Annotated in this window: 17 protein-coding genes and 1 riboswitch; of the genes, 12 read left to right on the top strand and 5 right to left on the bottom strand. The window is 33.9% G+C overall.

All coding sequences use genetic code 11. The annotated features are described in order from the left end of the window. From LBD46_08970 to LBD46_08920, 11 genes are all read left to right on the top strand, one after another. Nucleotides 1-2,181, top strand: coding sequence for a hypothetical protein (locus LBD46_08970; GenBank protein ID MDR2427290.1), 2,181 nt, complete (start codon nt 1-3; stop codon nt 2,179-2,181). Between the two features lie 64 nt (nt 2,182-2,245). Next, complete coding sequence (locus LBD46_08965) at nt 2,246-2,536, top strand: DUF1805 domain-containing protein (GenBank protein ID MDR2427289.1); 291 nt, start codon at nt 2,246-2,248, stop codon at nt 2,534-2,536. A 19-nt stretch (nt 2,537-2,555) separates the two neighbouring features. After that, nucleotides 2,556-3,662, top strand: coding sequence for a carboxynorspermidine decarboxylase (gene nspC, locus LBD46_08960; protein MDR2427288.1), 1,107 nt, complete (start codon nt 2,556-2,558; stop codon nt 3,660-3,662). 30 nt (nt 3,663-3,692) lie between these two features. Next, nucleotides 3,693-4,955: a saccharopine dehydrogenase family protein gene (locus LBD46_08955; GenBank protein MDR2427287.1), complete on the top strand. Its 1,263-nt coding sequence runs from the start codon at nt 3,693-3,695 to the stop codon at nt 4,953-4,955. Nucleotides 4,956-4,961: 6 nt separating this feature from the next. Then, nucleotides 4,962-5,087, top strand: a riboswitch (TPP riboswitch). Next, entirely contained in the window at nt 5,074-5,910 is an 837-nt protein-coding gene (gene thiM, locus LBD46_08950; protein MDR2427286.1) for a hydroxyethylthiazole kinase, read from the top strand. It overlaps the preceding riboswitch by 14 nt. Beyond that, nucleotides 5,903-6,607: a thiamine phosphate synthase gene (gene thiE, locus LBD46_08945; GenBank protein ID MDR2427285.1), complete on the top strand. Its 705-nt coding sequence runs from the start codon at nt 5,903-5,905 to the stop codon at nt 6,605-6,607. The genes thiM and thiE overlap by 8 nt, the downstream gene beginning before the upstream one ends. Nucleotides 6,608-6,821: 214 nt before the next feature. Beyond that, nucleotides 6,822-8,627 (top strand): cation:proton antiporter, encoded by a 1,806-nt coding sequence (locus LBD46_08940; GenBank protein ID MDR2427284.1) that lies wholly within the window; start codon nt 6,822-6,824, stop codon nt 8,625-8,627. Next, nucleotides 8,624-8,959, top strand: a complete 336-nt coding sequence (locus tag LBD46_08935) for an MGMT family protein (GenBank protein ID MDR2427283.1) — start codon at nt 8,624-8,626, stop codon at nt 8,957-8,959. The genes LBD46_08940 and LBD46_08935 overlap by 4 nt, the downstream gene beginning before the upstream one ends. After that, nucleotides 8,916-9,596, top strand: a complete 681-nt coding sequence (locus tag LBD46_08930) for a hypothetical protein (protein ID MDR2427282.1) — start codon at nt 8,916-8,918, stop codon at nt 9,594-9,596. Before LBD46_08935 ends, LBD46_08930 begins: the two co-directional genes overlap by 44 nt. Nucleotides 9,597-9,730: 134 nt before the next feature. Then, nucleotides 9,731-10,762 carry a 23S rRNA (adenine(2503)-C(2))-methyltransferase RlmN gene (rlmN, locus tag LBD46_08925; protein MDR2427281.1) on the top strand — a complete coding sequence of 344 codons (1,032 nt, stop codon included), beginning with the start codon at nt 9,731-9,733 and terminating at the stop codon, nt 10,760-10,762. A 149-nt stretch (nt 10,763-10,911) separates the two neighbouring features. After that, complete coding sequence (locus LBD46_08920) at nt 10,912-12,648, top strand: DUF262 domain-containing protein (GenBank protein MDR2427280.1); 1,737 nt, start codon at nt 10,912-10,914, stop codon at nt 12,646-12,648. A 60-nt stretch (nt 12,649-12,708) separates the two neighbouring features. Here LBD46_08920 and LBD46_08915 read toward each other — a convergent pair whose 3' ends face one another. After that, entirely contained in the window at nt 12,709-13,107 is a 399-nt protein-coding gene (locus LBD46_08915; protein MDR2427279.1) for a hypothetical protein, read from the bottom strand. Nucleotides 13,108-13,986: 879 nt separating this feature from the next. On the opposite strand from LBD46_08915, the gene LBD46_08910 reads away from it, so the two are divergent. Beyond that, nucleotides 13,987-14,547: a thermonuclease family protein gene (locus LBD46_08910; GenBank protein ID MDR2427278.1), complete on the top strand. Its 561-nt coding sequence runs from the start codon at nt 13,987-13,989 to the stop codon at nt 14,545-14,547. A 79-nt stretch (nt 14,548-14,626) separates the two neighbouring features. On the opposite strand, the gene LBD46_08905 is transcribed toward LBD46_08910, so the two are convergent. From LBD46_08905 to LBD46_08890, 4 genes are all read right to left on the bottom strand, one after another. Further along, the gene (locus tag LBD46_08905; GenBank protein MDR2427277.1) at nt 14,627-14,965 is read right to left on the bottom strand and encodes a hypothetical protein; all 339 of its coding nucleotides are present in this window, start codon (nt 14,963-14,965) and stop codon (nt 14,627-14,629) included. A gap of 1,098 nt (nt 14,966-16,063) precedes the next feature. Next, the gene (locus tag LBD46_08900) at nt 16,064-16,381 is read right to left on the bottom strand and encodes a hypothetical protein (protein MDR2427276.1); all 318 of its coding nucleotides are present in this window, start codon (nt 16,379-16,381) and stop codon (nt 16,064-16,066) included. Between the two features lie 11 nt (nt 16,382-16,392). Further along, entirely contained in the window at nt 16,393-16,851 is a 459-nt protein-coding gene (locus LBD46_08895; protein MDR2427275.1) for a DUF4065 domain-containing protein, read from the bottom strand. A 216-nt stretch (nt 16,852-17,067) separates the two neighbouring features. Further along, nucleotides 17,068-17,484, bottom strand: a complete 417-nt coding sequence (locus tag LBD46_08890; protein MDR2427274.1) for a DUF5675 family protein — start codon at nt 17,482-17,484, stop codon at nt 17,068-17,070. Nucleotides 17,485-17,598: the final 114 nt, after the last annotated feature.

Raw genomic sequence — 17,598 nt, 5'->3', positions numbered from 1 at the left:
ATGAAGAAAATATATTTGGCTTTTTTATGGCATCAACATCAACCGATGTATAAAAACCCTTCCACGTGCAATTATGAACTTCCGTGGGTAAGGCTGCATGCAACAAAAGATTATTACGACATGGTAGCCATTCTCGACAATTTTCCAAAAATAAAAGCGAATTTCAACCTCGTACCTTCCCTACTGAAACAACTGGAAGAATATTCTTCTGGAAAAGCAAAAGACACTTTTCTTGATTTAACTCTCAAAGATGCATCTTTACTCAGAGCCGATGAAAAAGTTTTTATTCTCATGAATTTTTTTATGGCAAACTGGGAGAATATGATTTTTCCTTACAACAGATATTTGCAGCTTCTTGAAAAACGCGGACGGCAAACGACTGAAGCTGAAATAAGAAAAATTTTAAATTGTTTTAAAGTCGAAGATTTGCGAGATTTACAGGTATGGTTTAATCTTGCGTGGATTGACCCATATTGGCGCAAAAGAGACGAACTAATTGCTTATTTGTACAATAAAGAAAGATATTTTACAGAAGAAGAAAAACGGCAGCTTATCGCTAAACAGCTTGAAATTTGCGGAAAAGTAGTTGCAAAACACAAAGAGGCGCAGGACAGAGGACAGATAGAAATTTCGGTTACTCCGTATTACCATCCGATTTTACCGCTTTTATGTAATACAGACACGGCTCATCAGGCGGCTCCGGGAATGATACTTCCAAAAAATAGATTTTCTCATCCAGAAGATGCTGTCTGGCATGTCAATAATGCGGTACGGTATTATGAAGAACTTTTCAGATGCAAGCCTTCGGGAATGTGGCCTTCAGAAGGTTCCGTTTCCGATGAAATGGCTGCGATAGCGGCCGACGCTGGCATAAAATGGATTGCCACCGACGAAGCCGTGCTTTTTAACAGTTCAAAAGAAATTAACGGTAACAGAAAATTTTTGTTCAGGCCTTATAAACTTTCCGTAAACTCAAGAGAATTAAATATGGTTTTTAGGGATCATGGTTTGTCGGACGCTATAGGATTCGTTTATTCTAAATGGAATGCGCGCGATGCGGCAGCTGATTTTGTAAATAAAGTGCATGGCATAGCGGATTATGCCGGGAACGATTATGACGCACCTTTGGTTTCAGTCATACTGGACGGAGAAAACTGCTGGGAATATTATAAAAATGACGGCTGGGATTTTTTGGAAGCGCTTTATGAAATATTGAGCAATGATCCCGTGATAGAAACTGTAAAAATAAATGAATATATGAATAAATTTCCTCCTAAAAATACTTTACATAAACTTACAGCAGGTTCATGGATCAACGGAGATTTCGGTATATGGATAGGCCATAATGAAGACAATGCCTCTTGGGATTATCTTTCGATGACAAGAGATTTTCTCACGGATTTTTTAGAGAAAAATCCGGACTTTAAAGGATCCAAGCAGGAAAAAGAAGCTTGGGATACTTTGTATGTCGCTGAAGGTTCAGATTGGAACTGGTGGTACGGAACAGAACATTCTTCAAGCAGTGATGCCGTTTTTGATTTTATATACAGACAACATTTAATAAAAGTTTATGAGTGTATGGGACAGCGGCCGCCTGACATATTGTATAAATCTATTAAAAATACTTCAAAAAAACATAATGAGGCAAAACCGTCTTCTTTAATAAATCCTGAAATTGACGGTAAAGTGACGAACTTTTTTGAATGGAAAGGTGCAGGATATTATGAAGTAGGGCATTCCGGCGGTTCGATGCATCAAGTTTCTACATCGCTGAAACGGTTTTATTACGGTTTTAATATGCAGAGCTTTTATGCCCGTTTTGATTTGAGCGGTGATATCTCTTTAAAACCACTTGAGGATTTTACTTTTCATATAATCTTTTTAGTGCCGGTAAAACATAATGTATTTCTTAACTTTGACGCGGAAGGGAAAGTTTTGCGTTTTGTTATAAAAACTGGTGAAAAAGAAAAAGTTTTAGATTCTGCAAATGCCTGTTTTGATAAAATTATTGAAATGACAATACCTCTTGAGGATTTAGATTTGCCTCAAGAATATGAAAATATCGAATTTGTGGTCAGTGTAGATAAAAATAATATGGAAATCGAAAGATGGCCTTTTCAATCTTCCATAGTTATACCAAAACCTTCGGAAAACTTTAATTTTTTAAGCTTGACGGTCTAGAATCAGGGAAAGCTTGATAATGGTATTGGGCAGATTCTATCAGTTAATTTTTTAAGGAGATGTTATGCAGATAAAAGAAATAATGTTTAATGGGAAAACTTTTAAAACTTTTGAAGGGGAGATTGCTCCAGGAAGTTTTCTTGTTTTCATAACGGGGAAAAAAGGTTTTATTATGTGCGGATACTTGAATCTTGAAACCGCCGAAAAACTTCAAAATATTGCCGCCATAGCTACCGGCATTAAATGTGTCGAAGATATGCTTAATGCTTTGATAGTTAAAGCTACAAGTTATGCTCAGTCTGCTGGAATTACCGTAGGTATGCCTGTAATAAAAGCGTTGGAAAAAATATCTTAAATAATTTTTCAAATAAACAATGAAAGTAAAAATTCAAACCCCTTATTATTTGATAGACGAATCAAAACTTCTTAAAAATATGAAGAAAGTCGAATATGTGCATAAACATTCATCGGCAAAATCAGTTTTGGCTCTTAAATGTTTTTCGACATGGGCTGTTTTTCCTCTTATGAGCAGATATATGGCTGGCACTACGAGCAGTTCTTTATATGAGGCAAGGCTCGGATATGAAAAGTTTGGCGGAGAAACACATGCTTTTAGCGTTGCCTATTCAAAAGACGATATAAAAAGTTTAAAAAAAATATCAGATAAGATTATTTTCAATTCAGTATCGCAATTGAAAACATTTTATAAAGACGTCAAACATTTAAAAATCGGTTTGAGGATAAATCCTGGATTAAGTTATTCTCATTTTGATTTAGCCGATCCATCAAGAAGATATTCAAGACTAGGCGTTTTTGATAAGAGTGAAATTTTAAAAGTTTTAGATAAAATCAGCGGGGTAATGTTCCATTATAACTGTGAGAACGACGATTTTAAATTTTTTAGCCTAATGCTTGATAAAATAGCTTCCAAATATGAAGATATTCTAAATAAAGTTGGCTGGGTAAGTTTGGGCGGGGGATTATATTTTACAAAAGAAGGGTATCCGCTTGATAAGTTTTGCCGAAAACTCAAAGAATTTTCCCAGAAATATAATGTGCAGGTTTATCTTGAACCCGGAGAAGCGGCAATAACAAAAAGCTGTGAATTTGTTACCACTGTTTTGGATATCGTTCATAATGAAAAAGATATAGCCATTGTAGATGCTTCCATTGAAGCACATATGCTTGATTTGCTTATATACCAAACTCCCGCAAAACTGGAATCAAAACGTGGAAAATATGAATATATCATTGCGGGAAGATCTTGTCTTGCTGGAGATGTTTTCTGCACATACAAATTTGCAAGTAAACTGAAAATAGGTTCAACAGTGAAATTTGCCGACGCCGCAGGATATACCATGGTGAAGAAAAACTGGTTTAATGGTGTGAAAATGCCGTCCATAGTCGTAAAAAGGCTTAATGGCAAAACCGAAATAATAAAAGAGTTTCAGTATATGGAATTCGTAAAGAATTTATCATAAAAAAATCATAAAAGGAGGAAAACAGAATAAATGAAAAGAAATGTGCTTATTGTTGGAGCAGGTGGAGTTGCACATGTCGCAGCGCATAAGTTTGCGCAAAACAATGATTTGTTCGATAATATTTATTTAGCTTCGAGATCAATAGAAGCTTGCAATGCGATTTTAAAAAGTATTGACAGAAAAAACAATTATAAAGATCCTTCAAAAACTGTAAAAACCATGTCATGCGATGCTTTAGACACAGAAGGCATGAAAAATATTATAAAAGAAAAAGGAATTTCCATAGTCGTAAATCTTGCTTCGGCTTTCTGCAATATGTCCATTCTTGAGGCCTGTATTGAAACGGGATCAGCATACATAGATACCGCCATACATGAAGAGCCTACAAAAGTCTGTGAAAATCCACCTTGGTACGGCAATTATGAGTGGAAACGCAAGGAGCGTTGCGCAGAAAAAGGCATTACGGCGGTTTTGGGAGCGGGTTTTGATCCCGGCGTTGTAAATGCGTATGCTGCTTATGCACAGAAACATTTTTTTGATAAGATAGACACGATAGACATAATGGATGTAAATGCAGGAAATCATGGTAAATATTTTGCCACAAATTTTGATCCAGAAATAAATTTCAGAGAGTTTGTCAAAGTTTGGACATGGATAGACAAAAAATGGGTTTCAAAAAACGTTCATGAAGAAAAAATGTCATATGATTTTCCTACTGTTGGAAAACAAACTGTATACTTGACTGGACATGATGAAATACATTCTCTTTCAAAAAATATAGATGCAAATTCGATAAGATTTTGGATGGGATTCAGCGATCATTATATAAATTGTTTTACAGTACTTAAAAATATCGGACTTTTGTCGGAACAGACGGTTAAAACGGCAGAAGGACTTGAAGTGGTTCCACTTAAAGTCGTAAAAGCGTGTCTGCCGGATCCCAAAACTCTTGCGCCTGATTATACCGGAAAGACTTGCATAGGAGATCTGATTAAAGGCACAAAAGATGGACGGAAAAAAGAACTCTTTATATATAATGTATGCGACCATAAATCCTGTTATGAAGAAGTTGAGTCTCAGGCAATAAGTTATACCGCGGGAACCCCGGCCGTCGCAGCTGCAATTTTGATTGCTAACGGGGAATGGGACTGTAACCGAATGGTAAACGTTGAAGAGCTTGATCCTGATCCTTTTTTGGCTCTGCTAAATAATATAGGTCTCCCTACAGAGACCATAAAAGTAAGCTATTCAAAAAGAAATATAGCTAAACTAAAAATTCAAAAGAAGAAATAAAAAATTAAATAATAATGCGGGTGCCCGCGAGTGGGAAACTTGCTGTATATCCGTTAAGGATAGGGCTGAGATTATACCGCCAAACTTGATCTAGATAATTCTAGCGAAAGGAGAACTTATGAAAGAAATTACTGAAATTGTACGTGCAGTTAAAGAAGTACGCAGGCAGAATCCGCTGGTAGGTTCATGGACAAATTTCGTCACAATTAATTTTGTCGCAAACGCTCAGTTGGCAGTAGGCGGCAGAGCTGCGATGTGTTTTCTGCCTGATGAAGCAAAGCCGTTGTCTTGTATTTCTAAAGCAGTTTACGTTAATATGGGAACTTTGCAGCCAATTGCAAGCGAATCGCTTCCTCAAGCCGCAAAAACTGCATTTGAATTAAACAAACCATGGGTTTTAGATCCCATAGCATCAGGTCTAGGAGATACTCGTAATCATGTTATTAAAACTCTAAAAGACTACCGTCCAAACATAATAAGAGGCAATGCTTCGGAAATTATAGCTTTGGCAAATCTCTGGGAGCTGCAAACCGAACGACAAGGAAACGTTGAAGGTGTTGATTCTACCGACACAGTAGAAGAAGCTTCACAGTCGGCTGCAGTTCTTGCAAAATTTACGAAAGGAGTTGTCGCTGTTTCTGGAGAAACAGATTTAATATTAAGTACTGAAAAAGCTTATCATATAACCGGCGGTTCGCAAATGCTTAAGAGCATCACGGGCGCAGGATGTTCTTTAGGTGGAGTAATCGCCGTTTTTGCAGCAGTAGCGGATAATCTGACTGCCGCTTTAGCAGGTTCTCTAATCTATAAATGGGCTTCGGAAACTGCACAAAAAGAAAAAATTGGCACTGCTTCATTTCAAAATGCTTTTATCGATAATTTAAGCTTAACAAATGCAGAATCCATAACTGAATACGCCAAGAAACATCTTTCGGAGGTAAGCCTCAATGACTAGATATAATCATCTGCGTGATTCGTTTGAGTTATCGATATATTTTGTAGTCGGTCCAGAAAATACACAAGGTCGCGATTTCCGACATATTGTGCGTCAGTCAATAGAGGGGGGAATAACTTTTCTACAGGTGCGGTCAAAAAACACGACTTCAAGGGAACTTATGGATTTAGGGCGTATTGCTGCGCAAGAAATCAAATTGGCCGATAAACAGGATAAAATAGCTTTAGTTATAGATGACAGGGTTGATATTGCGCTTGCTTTGAGACTTGAAGGCGTAAAAATTGACGGAGTACATCTGGGCCAAAGCGATATGCCTGTTGAGTTAGCAAGACAAATATTGGGCGAAGACACTATAGTAGGACTTTCCGCAAGAGCAAAAGATTTGTTTGAATATATTGAAAATTTTAAAACTGGAATTGTAGATTATTTTGGAGTCGGTCCCGTGCATGCAACTGCCACGAAACCCGACTGCGGCTTAGTTAACGGCATAATTTTGGAACGTACATATGATGAAATCAAACGTTTAAAATCCGTCAGTCCGCTGCCTGTAGTAATCGGCGGAGGAGTAAAACTTGAAGATTTGTCTGCGTTAAAAGCTGCCGGCGTTGACGGTTTTTTTATCGTAAGCGCCATAGCGGGAGCGGAAGATCCTTTAGAAGCAACAAAATCGTTGGTAAATTTCTGGCGACATGGATAAACTTTATTTCTAAGCGAACGCTATATAAAAACATTCACATATTAACTAGAACAGCTTATCGTATTATGCAAAATAGTATCTATCCTTTTTTTCCTTTATAAACAGAAAAAAGTACAAATTTTTACAGCCAGCCCATTCACAGTTGTCAAGCTTACGTTTTTAAATATGCTATAATAATATCCAAAAATTTTTTATATTAAGGTATTGCAATCAAATGGATCAACAACTTTTACAAATATTAGCCATAGGTTTTGTGCTTGCTCTTGTCTTTGGTTTTATAACCCAAAAAATAGGATTATCTTCCGTAGTCGGATATCTTATCGCCGGTTTTTTAATAGGCCCGGTGACGCCAGGTTTTGTGGCCGATTACAGTCTTGCGTTTCAACTCTCCGAAGCAGGAGTAATTTTGCTTATGTTCGGAGTAGGATTGCATTTTAATACGAAAGATTTGATGGCAGTAAAAAATGTCGCAATACCCGGTGCTATAGCACAGAGTACAGCTGCAACAATATGTGGAACGGCAATCGGTATGTTTTTCGGACTGGACTTAATATCTGCGCTTATAATGGGCTTCGGACTTGCGGTTGCAAGCACGGTCGTGCTTTTAAGAGTACTCTCTGACAATAATATGATAAGCACTGTGCATGGTCATGTTGCAGTCGGATGGCTTGTGGTAGAAGACATTTTTACAGTTCTTATCCTTGTTATTCTTCCAAGCCTTTCAAGTATAGTGGCAGCAGGAGGATTTTCTTCTACAACTGGCAGCATACAAATAATAAAAGAAATCGTTGTTGCATTATTGAGAATAGTCGTGCTGTGGGTTTTGACTATGAGTGTGGGCGGACGTTTTGTGCCTTGGATACTTTCAAAAGTTGCAAAAACACGTTCACAGGAATTGTTTACACTGACGGTTTTGGTCATGGCTTTTGCGACAGCTGTGGGTGCCGCCGTTATTTTTCAGGTCTCACTTGCCTTGGGAGCGTTTCTCGGCGGTATGGTTGTGGGAAAAAGCAAAGTAAGCTATCAGGCTGGCGCTGATCTTCTTCCTTTAAGAGATGCTTTCGCAGTATTGTTTTTCCTTGCTGTCGGCATGCTGTTTGACCCTAAATTTATAATAGAGTATCCATTTATTATTCTAGCGGCACTTCTCATAGTATTGATAATAAAACCTTTGACAGCCGTGATTGTAGTGACAATTCTCGGCTATTCACCCAGAACGGCTTTAACTGTTGCGGCTGGATTATCGCAGATCGGAGAATTTTCTTTCATTCTCGCTCAGGAAGCCAAAAGGCTTGAACTCGCTGTAGATATAGTATATAACACTATCGTAATATGCGCGATAGTTTCCATATCGATGAACCCTTCCATATTTAAAAATATTCCACAAGTGGAAAGCTTTTTAAAGTCAAAAGAAAAATTATGGAAATTTTTAAATTACATAGCTAACAAAAGAGGAGAGCGTTTAAGCAAAAATCAAGAGCTTGCAAAAAATCTTCTGCCTACAGAAGAATATCTTGCCGAAAAAATGGCTATAATAGTTGGTTACGGCCCTACGGGAAGAAGAGTAGCTCAGGCATTGAAAGAGCACAGCATAAATTATGTCGTTATAGATATGAATGTAGACACTATAAATTCTTTAAGTGCCGAAGGACAAAACGCGGTTTATGGTGATTCTTCAAAAAAAGGAATTCTGGAAGCAGCCGGCATACACTGTGCAGATTATCTTATCATAACTGTTCCTTCGGTAAACATAACTTCTGAAACTGCCTCTCTTGCTTCAAGATTGAATCCGGAGACAAGACTTTTCGTACGGACAAGATTTTTAAGCAGTAAAGCTCATTTTAAACAGATAGGTGTTTCCGGGATAGCGTTTGAAGAAGAGGAAGTTGCAAAATCATTAACCTCTCTTATTCTTGATGATTTGGAACAGCAAAGTCTTTTGTCAGCCGCTATGGAAATTGCATCACAGCCTCATGAAACCTCAGTGGAAAAGCCTGATAATCAAGAGGTAAAAAATTGAAAAATAAAAAAATACCTAAAGAAATAGAACAAAGGTTTAAAAACTATCCTGATTTTTATGTAAAAGTGTGGAAGGACTGCTTTGAAATTCCTGCAGGGCAAACCATGACATATGGTGAGCTTGCAGAAAGAATTGGTTCTCCCAAGGCTGCAAGAGCCGTCGGCGCAGCAATGCGCAATAATCCTTTTGCTCCAATAATTCCATGTCATAGAGTAATCGGTTCGAATGGAAAAATGTGTGGATATTCTGCAAAAGGTGGAATAAAAACAAAAGAAAAAATGCTGAAATATGAAAAAGAAACAGGAAAAGACGCTTCGTTTGATAAAATATAAATCACGCAGTGCAGTAATGAATATGGCTTTAGATGAAGCTTTATTTAATAATTACTTGACCGTTCCTGTTTTAAGGTTTTATACTTGGAACGGGGCTTATACTACAATAGGCTATTTCCAAAAACATGCGAAATTAAAGAAAAAAAATTTTACAAGAAGATTTACCGGCGGACTTACCGTATATCATGAAAATGATATTTCTTATAGCTTCATAACTTCTTCAAATGAATGGAATTTTGTATATAGTCAAAACGATACTTTTAAGCAAATACATCTTGCGATACAAAAAGCATTGAATAATTTAGATATTCATACAATTTTATTAAATAGCGCAAATGATATTACAAATGATATATGCGTGCAGACAAAATATGCAAATGATTTAATATATCACGATAAAAAAATATTAGGTTCATGTTCAAGAAGGAGGGGAAATAAAATACTTGTACAAGGATCTTTGTATATCAAACTTAGTGATAAACAAAAAAATATTTTATGCGAAGAAACAGCAAAAAACCTAACACAATGTATGGATAGAGAAATAATTGAATGTGATTTTACAAACACAGAAATTGAACGAGCAAAAGTTTTAGCAAAAAAAATATATTTAAACCCGCAGTGGAATGAAAAATTTTAATATAAGAGTGATTTTGAAGCACTGAAAGAAGTTTAACGACAAAAAGCCGATATTATTAAGCAAATAGATAAGATTGTATATGAACTCTATAGACTGACGGAAAAAGAAATACAGCTAATCGAGAATAAATAAAAATGAAAAAATATATATTGGATTTAACCACACCTCAATTTAAAACGGCGTCGAACTCAATAATCAAACAGGATTACAGACTAAACCAGATTATCGAATGGATCTACATAAAAAAAGCTGCTTCTTTCGATGAGTTTACAAATCTTTCTATAGAATTAAGACGTCAGCTTGATGAAAAGTTTGTTCTGCGTTTACTTAAAATTGTAAAAAAAGAAAAATCTTTAATTGACGGCAGCATACGTTATACTTTTCAAACCGAAGACAATAAATATTTTTTTGCTGTTTTTCTTCCTGCAGGAGACAAAAATTCAGTTTGCATTTCTTCGCAGATAGGCTGCCCTGTCATGTGCGAATTTTGTTTTTCAGGAAAGGTTAAGCTTGCAAGAAATTTGAGCAGGGGGGAAATACTGGAACAAGTCCTGCAGATTGAAAATGATACGAAGAAAAAAGTCAGTGGAGTATTGTTTATGGGAATGGGAGAACCTATGCTGAATTTCAACAATGTATCCCTTGCTTTAAAATCACTGCTTTCAAAAAATGAGTTTGCTATAGGCAAAAGACATATAACACTTTCAACAGTAGGAATTGTTCCTGCTATTGAAAAACTTGCCGAAGACAACTACGGTATAAGGCTTGCTTTGTCATTGCATGGTGTTGATGACAGGAAAAGGAAAATTTTAATACCTGATAATTTAGGCTTTTCCATTGAAGATATTTTAAAAGCAGGGAAATATTATTTGAAAAAAACGAATTCAAGACTTACAATTGAATACATTCTAGTCAATAATATAAATGACTCAACCGCAGATGCTCACAAACTTGCACGAATTTTAAGGCATAGCAATTTAATAAATCCAGACGTGCAAATAAACCTCATACCTTACAATCCGGTAAACGCTGTTAAATTTCAAACTCCACAGCAAGAAACCATTACAAAGTTCAAAAATATTTTAAAGCTCAATGGACTGACAACAAATATAAGGCGAGCAAAAGGCGCTGATATTTCAGCTGCCTGTGGGCAGTTGGGGTATTAAAGGACTAGCAGGTAGCAAGTCAGAAATACAGTAGCAGAAAAAATAAAGGCTAATTTGTCATTGCAGTTGTCGTTGCTTTCACTAAAAAGACTATAATTTTTTTTAAATTTATTTATAAGCTTGATGAGCGGCTTAAAGAGGAGCATAAAATGGCAATTTGGACAACTTATAGAATTGCAGACGCAGCTACAGAGATTGAAGATGAAAAATTTGTTTTGCCCGTAATTCAGCGTCCATTAGTTTGGACGGAAGAAAAAATGGAACTGCTTTTTGACACGCTATTAAAAGGTGATAGTTTTGGTGCAATAATGGCAATAGAAGAAGAAAAGGGGGCACAGCCGTTATTTAATTATAGACCGTTTACAAAAGATGGCTGCTTCATACCGTCTAGACAAGCAGGCACTTTAACACAACAACAACTTTTTATCATTGACGGACAACAACGACTGCAAACTTTCTATATTGGACTTAAAGGCAGTATTAATGGAAAAATTTTATATTTTGATTTATTTAGCGATTATAATTCAGAATTTGAATTCAAATTTGAAAATAATATGAGTAGTTTGCCTAAACAGACAAAAGAAGATAGGGCAATACAAAAACATTTATGGTATTCTATAAAAGATTTGCTGCAAAAACTTAAAAATACGGGAAAGTATAAGCAAATTGTAAAAATGATAATTGAAGAAAACTCTATCTCAGATGAGTCTCATAAAGATTGTATAGAAGAAAATGTATTAGCATTTTATGAGAATGTTTTGAATTCAAATACTTTAGGTATTTCAAAGGTTGTAATTAATAAGTGTTTGCCTGATAGGACAGAAGAAGAAAGCGCGATAGAAAATCGACAAAAAATCGTAGAGATGTTTAGGCGATTGAACGATGGTGGGACAAAATTATCTTCTTTTGAACTTGTCGCTTCTATTTTAAAAGGTTTTGATTGGCGAATGGAGAATTTCTTAAACCAAATGCTGGATTCTTACCAAGATATTGGGCTTTCTCAGGAAAACCTTATCAAGCTAGTTTTTTTATTACAGGATAACTATTCCAAAGAAATGTCCTTGCTTGAATATTCCGATGCTAATTTTGCAATTAAAAATGCAGATAAAATAAAAGCCGCAATTAAAGCTCTTAAAAATTTCCTTGATAAAGCGGAATTATTAAAATTTTATCAAAATAACAATTCCTCATTTATTCCTTTATTTTTTATCGTTTATCATTTATTTCATAAAGATATTGAAGTTTTAAAAATAGAGCGCTATTTTGATAATTATGATTCTGGCAATACTGATTTTCCATTAATGAAAAAATGGCTTTATCACTCTTTGCTCAACGGCGTATTTAGAAGCAGAGGAGCAGGCTGGGTTCCATATAAAACAGGTGTCAAAAAGATTTTAGAAATTATAAAAAATTTTAGAAACAAAGATTTTCCTACTGGTGAATTGTTCAAAGTATATAATGAAAAATTAAATGCTTTTACGATATTTTATTCTTCTGAAAATTTACATAAACTAGACAAAGATTTTTTATTTTTTTTAATGTATGATTGTAAACCGCCTGCACGGGTAAATGACATCGATCATATTATGCCTAGAAAAATACTTTCAGATAAAGGTATTGAATGGGATAAAATCAATAATATAAAAAATTATCAACTTATTGATTATTCGACAAATCGCGGCAACAAAAATGACACTCCATTTGCCAAATGGATAAACGGTGCAGATAAAAGAGGCGAAAAAAACGTAAAAGACAAAAAAGCTTTTTTAAGATTACATTTAATACCCGCTAATGAAGACTTGTGGAGTGAAGATAGATGCTTGGATTTCCAAGAAAAGAGAGCAAAGATTATACTTGAAAAAATAACCTCTTATATTCCTTCGTGATAACTTAGCGCATACAATAATAGCATTACTTTTCAAGCTTCTAAGCTTCTGCCATTATTTTTATTCTCTAAAAGTTATCATTATTGAAGAAGAAAACACTCCGCCATAACTAGCTGTTACTTGTATTATATTACCAGGCATAAAATCAGCCTCTTTGACATCAACAACCATCTTATTAAGAGAGGAATATTTAATACAATTACTTAAAATATTCTTAGTTCCCCATGAAACCGATACATTTTCAACCAATTTTCCAGATGCATCTTTAATGAAAGCCTCGAATCTTATTTTAGAGTCATATTGAGGTTTTGCTAATTCCTCAAGACTAAGATTCGAACCGGAAGGATACTGATTAATTTCAACTGTCCCTTTAAATTTATAAGAATTATTGCTGTCTTCTTTATCGCAAGCAGTTAAAAAAAACAAAGTTACAATAAACAAAAAAATAAACTTTTTCATATGCAAGTCCTCATATTATTAAATTTTTTTATGAATTTAAAAGAGTTTTATCGTATTAAAGCTATAGTATATTATAGCACAAATTATTTTCTTAGAAGAATAATTAAATTATATTAAGTTAAAGTTCTAATAATCTATATTGATTGTAAAATTAGAACTTATTTCTTTTTTTCAACAATGTCCTTCCTTACTGTTTATGATAATCCAAAACATAAAAAATTAAAAATTGTTCTGTCATCTGCATCAAAAAGTCATATTTTTTTACATTCAAATACAAAATATAAGGTTTGTATTAAAAAGCTATGAATTAAGGGAAGAATTTGATAAGAATATGTTATTTGGAAGCTTATTTATGGAAAATGAAGACAAAATCAGATAAGTGCAAAAAGTATTTATTTGTAAATTCATTGATATAAGCAGTTTTTTACATAAATCCATTCAAATAATCTGGTTCAATCCAATATTAATGTAATTTTGCATTGTACAAAAGGAGTAAAAAGTATCACTTCTAGCTTTCCAAAAAACACTGAAAAAAGAAGTATTTGTATAATAAACCTATCTAAAAAATATCCAAAACTTATTTCTTAAACAAAAATCTCTGTTATAATTTTAAAATATCTGAGTAACATATAATAACATTTAAAGCAATTTATTACGTAAATAAAAATTATGCATATTTATAAGCATAATTTTCAATTTATATAATAATAAACTTTAATGTTAATAATTCTGTTATTTATTCCTGTACTTAACATAATACATCTTATCGGACACTTTTGATTCTGTTCAAACTATATAATAATTTATTTTTTTTGTCAAGGATTTTTTTTATAAAATAAAATCAATCATAAATATAAAAAAAAATTATATAATAAACAAATGAAATTTTTATCAGTATTTTCCATTATTATGTTTTTGTGTACGTTTTCTTTTGCGGCTGAGAAAGTTAAGATTAATAAGGTTATTGACGGTGACACTATAAAAATTGAACGCAGTGGTAAAAAAGAAACCGTCAGGCTTATTGGCGTGGATACGCCAGAAAGTAAGAGAAATAAAAAAGCAAAAAAGGATGCAAAACGCGCTAAAAAAGATATTGACACGATTACCAAACTAGGCAAGGAATCAACAAAACATACAAAAAAACTGCTAAAGAATAATAAAGAAGTATATATTGAAACCGACGTGCAAAAAAAAGATAAATACGGCAGAACGCTAGGCTATGTGTATTTAGATTCAAAAAAGAAAAGAATGTTAAACGAGGAAATTATAAAAGATGGATACGGTACTGTAATGACTATACCTCCAAATGTCAAATATGAAAAAAAATTAAGAGAAGCCCAAAAAAAGAGTATAAAAAGGAAAAAAGGACTTTGGAACGACAGCAAAAAGAAAGCTAAATCCGTCGACAAAAGCCAAGAAAAAACTGACAATAAAAATTAAAAATTATATACATTTTTTCTTCCTATTTTAGAAATATTTAAGATAAATTAAAGCAATTTAAGCGCAATTACGATACCGTTTACCCAGGAACATAATCATAACGGACATTTATGCCTATGCTTTTTAAAACTTCAAAATATGTTTTTGCTTCAGGATTTCCTGTCTTTGAAAACGCCTTATATAAGGTATCTCTTTTAACGTTAGTCTCCTTGCTTATTTTTGTCATACCTTTTGTGGCACGGGCAACTATTTTAACACCTTCAAGAAATGACCCAAAATCGCCGTCTCTTTCATATTCTTTGATAATGAATTTGATGAAATTAGATAGTTTTTTAGAATTCTCTTTTAAATTTTTAGCAAAATCTTCATTAAAATCGCTTAATACTAAATCTTCTTTTGTTATAGTTGTTTTTTTCATTTTATACCTCCTAACAGATGTTTTATTTCCTTTAACGCAGCCAAACGTATATAATCCGACGTTGTACGTTTAGCCTCTTTTGCTAATTTTTCTATTTTTTCCTTATCTTCTGGCAAGATGAGAATATGGATATGTGCCTTTTTTGGGGTGGTTTCCCGCCCCGTTTTTTGTTTTATTCTCTTTCTCTCAATATTGCTCCAGTAAATTTTGTACTTTCTTTATAACCTTGTACTTTTATATTTTTAAGCCACATAATAGTAAAATCTAAATCTTTCGGGAAAAAGCTACCTGCAAGAGCGGTATTTTCTACTCCTGTATAAGCAGTTTGAGGCTCATCTTTTATCCTCCTCCCTCACGGCCTGCATGCGCCGTTTACTTCAACTTTCAAAGAACTTTATTACAACATAATATATTTTATTGTCAATATCTTTTTTCATACTTCACAAATATTTTATAAGTTGACTTTATCGTCGACAAATAAAAAAGGCTTCTTTTTATGGAAAAGGCTGTATCATTAAATTTCCGTGCGTTAGCACCGTCCGCTATGTGTTAGCAGGGCTGGCGGTGCCAGAAGGCGGCAGCCTAGCAGGCAGCAGCTCTAGCGGGCGGCAATTTAGAACGACAGTGCTGACGCTCTGATAGGTCCCGCCGTTATGGCTATTTTTTATTTTCCTAAACAAACCCATCTTATGTAATTAGACAGGGTTCTTCCATCAAGCTTTGCTTTTTTTACTATTTCTTCTTTTTCTGATTTTAAAATTCTTATCGTTATACAAGTATTTTTTCCTCAGTTTGTTTATTTTCTAAATTTCTATTTTTCATTTTATTTCCCCTTGATTTTTATTTAGCGTAGTGATATACAATCTACATTGTTAGTATATCACTACGCTTTATTAAGCCCTAACGATTACGGTAATAATCGTAAGGGCTGTTTTTTTACGAGTTTTTCTTCTCGGTTTACGCCGCCGTTCGACTTTCGGCACGTAAACTTTAACAACTCTTTTTAACTTCATTTCACAAGTTGATTTTTCCTACAAGAAATAAAAAAACACATCCGATTAAGAGTGTGTTTTTTTGTAAAAAAATTCTATAAAAAATTTATTTTTTTTCTTTTGAACCGAACAAATAACCTATTATTAAAAGTACTGCTGAAGAAATCATACTAATAAATTTCTCTGTTAAGGATACATTATTGGAAATTATGCACATAATAAAGGCAAATATTACAAAAATACACAGCAGAACAAGTCCCATTAAAGAAATTGCCTTGTCCATAGTGGCAGAGTGCTTTTGCTTTGCGTCCTCTCTGTCTTGTTCTCTTTGCTTGACAGGGTCTAAAGTTATATATGTGTTTTCTTTTGGTGGGATATCTTCTTCTTTAGTTATCTCTGGGATATTTGGTTTTTTTTCAATCATATTGTTAGATCTCAGCAAGTCGATATTTCAATATTATCATTCCTTATATCTTCATCTTCTAAAAAAGGTTTTTTATGCAAATATGCTTTTATCCATGCGCCATTTTCTTTATGTGTTATTTTAGATAGAGTAATAGCGTCCAAATTTCTACACCTATTCCAAATCTCACATATAATATCTTTAAAATTAGTGTCTATTTCTTCTTTAATTTTGAAAAGTTTCCCTTCCAACTCAACAAATTTATCAATAGGTCTACTTCCATATTTCTTAAAATTATAATATATACTTATAAGTACAGGTCCGTATGGCCAAGCCATAAATCTCTCTGCAAAAAGCGGTTCATTCGTTCTTTTAAGATAGTCTCTATAAAAGAAATATAACATCTTCTGAAGTTTCATAGGCGATATATAAATATTATCTTCAAAAGAACGTTCAATAAAATTATTTGCAGTATAGATTGGGTTATACATAATAATTTCCCTCTGAAAATATGAAAACAAAAAACAAACCGCTAATTAAAACTTAATCAGTTTTCAAAAGGATTTGCTTTTTAGCCCATATTAAATTATATCTCGCTGCTCAGATATTCTTTTTCTAATAAAACTATATCAGTTATTTAGAATTTAATCAATAGGATTTTAAACTGGTCTAATTCGACCAGTTTAAAAGTATGTTGAGATTGACAATTATCTCCTTATCTCCATTATATTCACCACAATAATTTCATTTCTATTTATTGCCTCTTTATATAGTGCGACAATTTTTTCAAGGGTTTGTTTACTCTCAAGGACTTTCCCAGCCGCTTCATTTTTCCCGACCAAAATACAGCCCTCAGTATCTAATGATGTGTTTCCTACATGAATTCGTATTCCCTCAAAATTTGGCACATTTTCTATTATAGGCAAATAGCTTTTAAATCTTGCTGACCACGTTAAATTGCTTAAATATTTCCCATCAGGTATTGCCGTTACACCATAAATTTTAGGGCCGCCGTCAAGCCGCACGGTGTCTTCTAAAGTATCGCAAATATACTCGTTATCTGCATACAGTTTACCAATAGTGTAATTCTCTTTAAACGCAAACCGCTTAATCAATATTTTCATTTTTTCACCTCCCACATTAAAGATTTTCTTTTATCCTTTTAATACCTCTTCATTTCAACGCTAAAACTATAGCAGCTGACGCTGCTATAATGGCAGCGTACTTATAAATTTTGT

Source organism: Candidatus Endomicrobium procryptotermitis, assembly GCA_031279415.1.
GTDB classification, from domain to species: Bacteria; Elusimicrobiota; Endomicrobiia; order Endomicrobiales; family Endomicrobiaceae; genus Endomicrobium_B; species Endomicrobium_B procryptotermitis.
The sequence above is the reverse complement of the archived record's forward strand: the minus strand, read 5'-3'. Positions and strand labels throughout refer to the sequence as shown.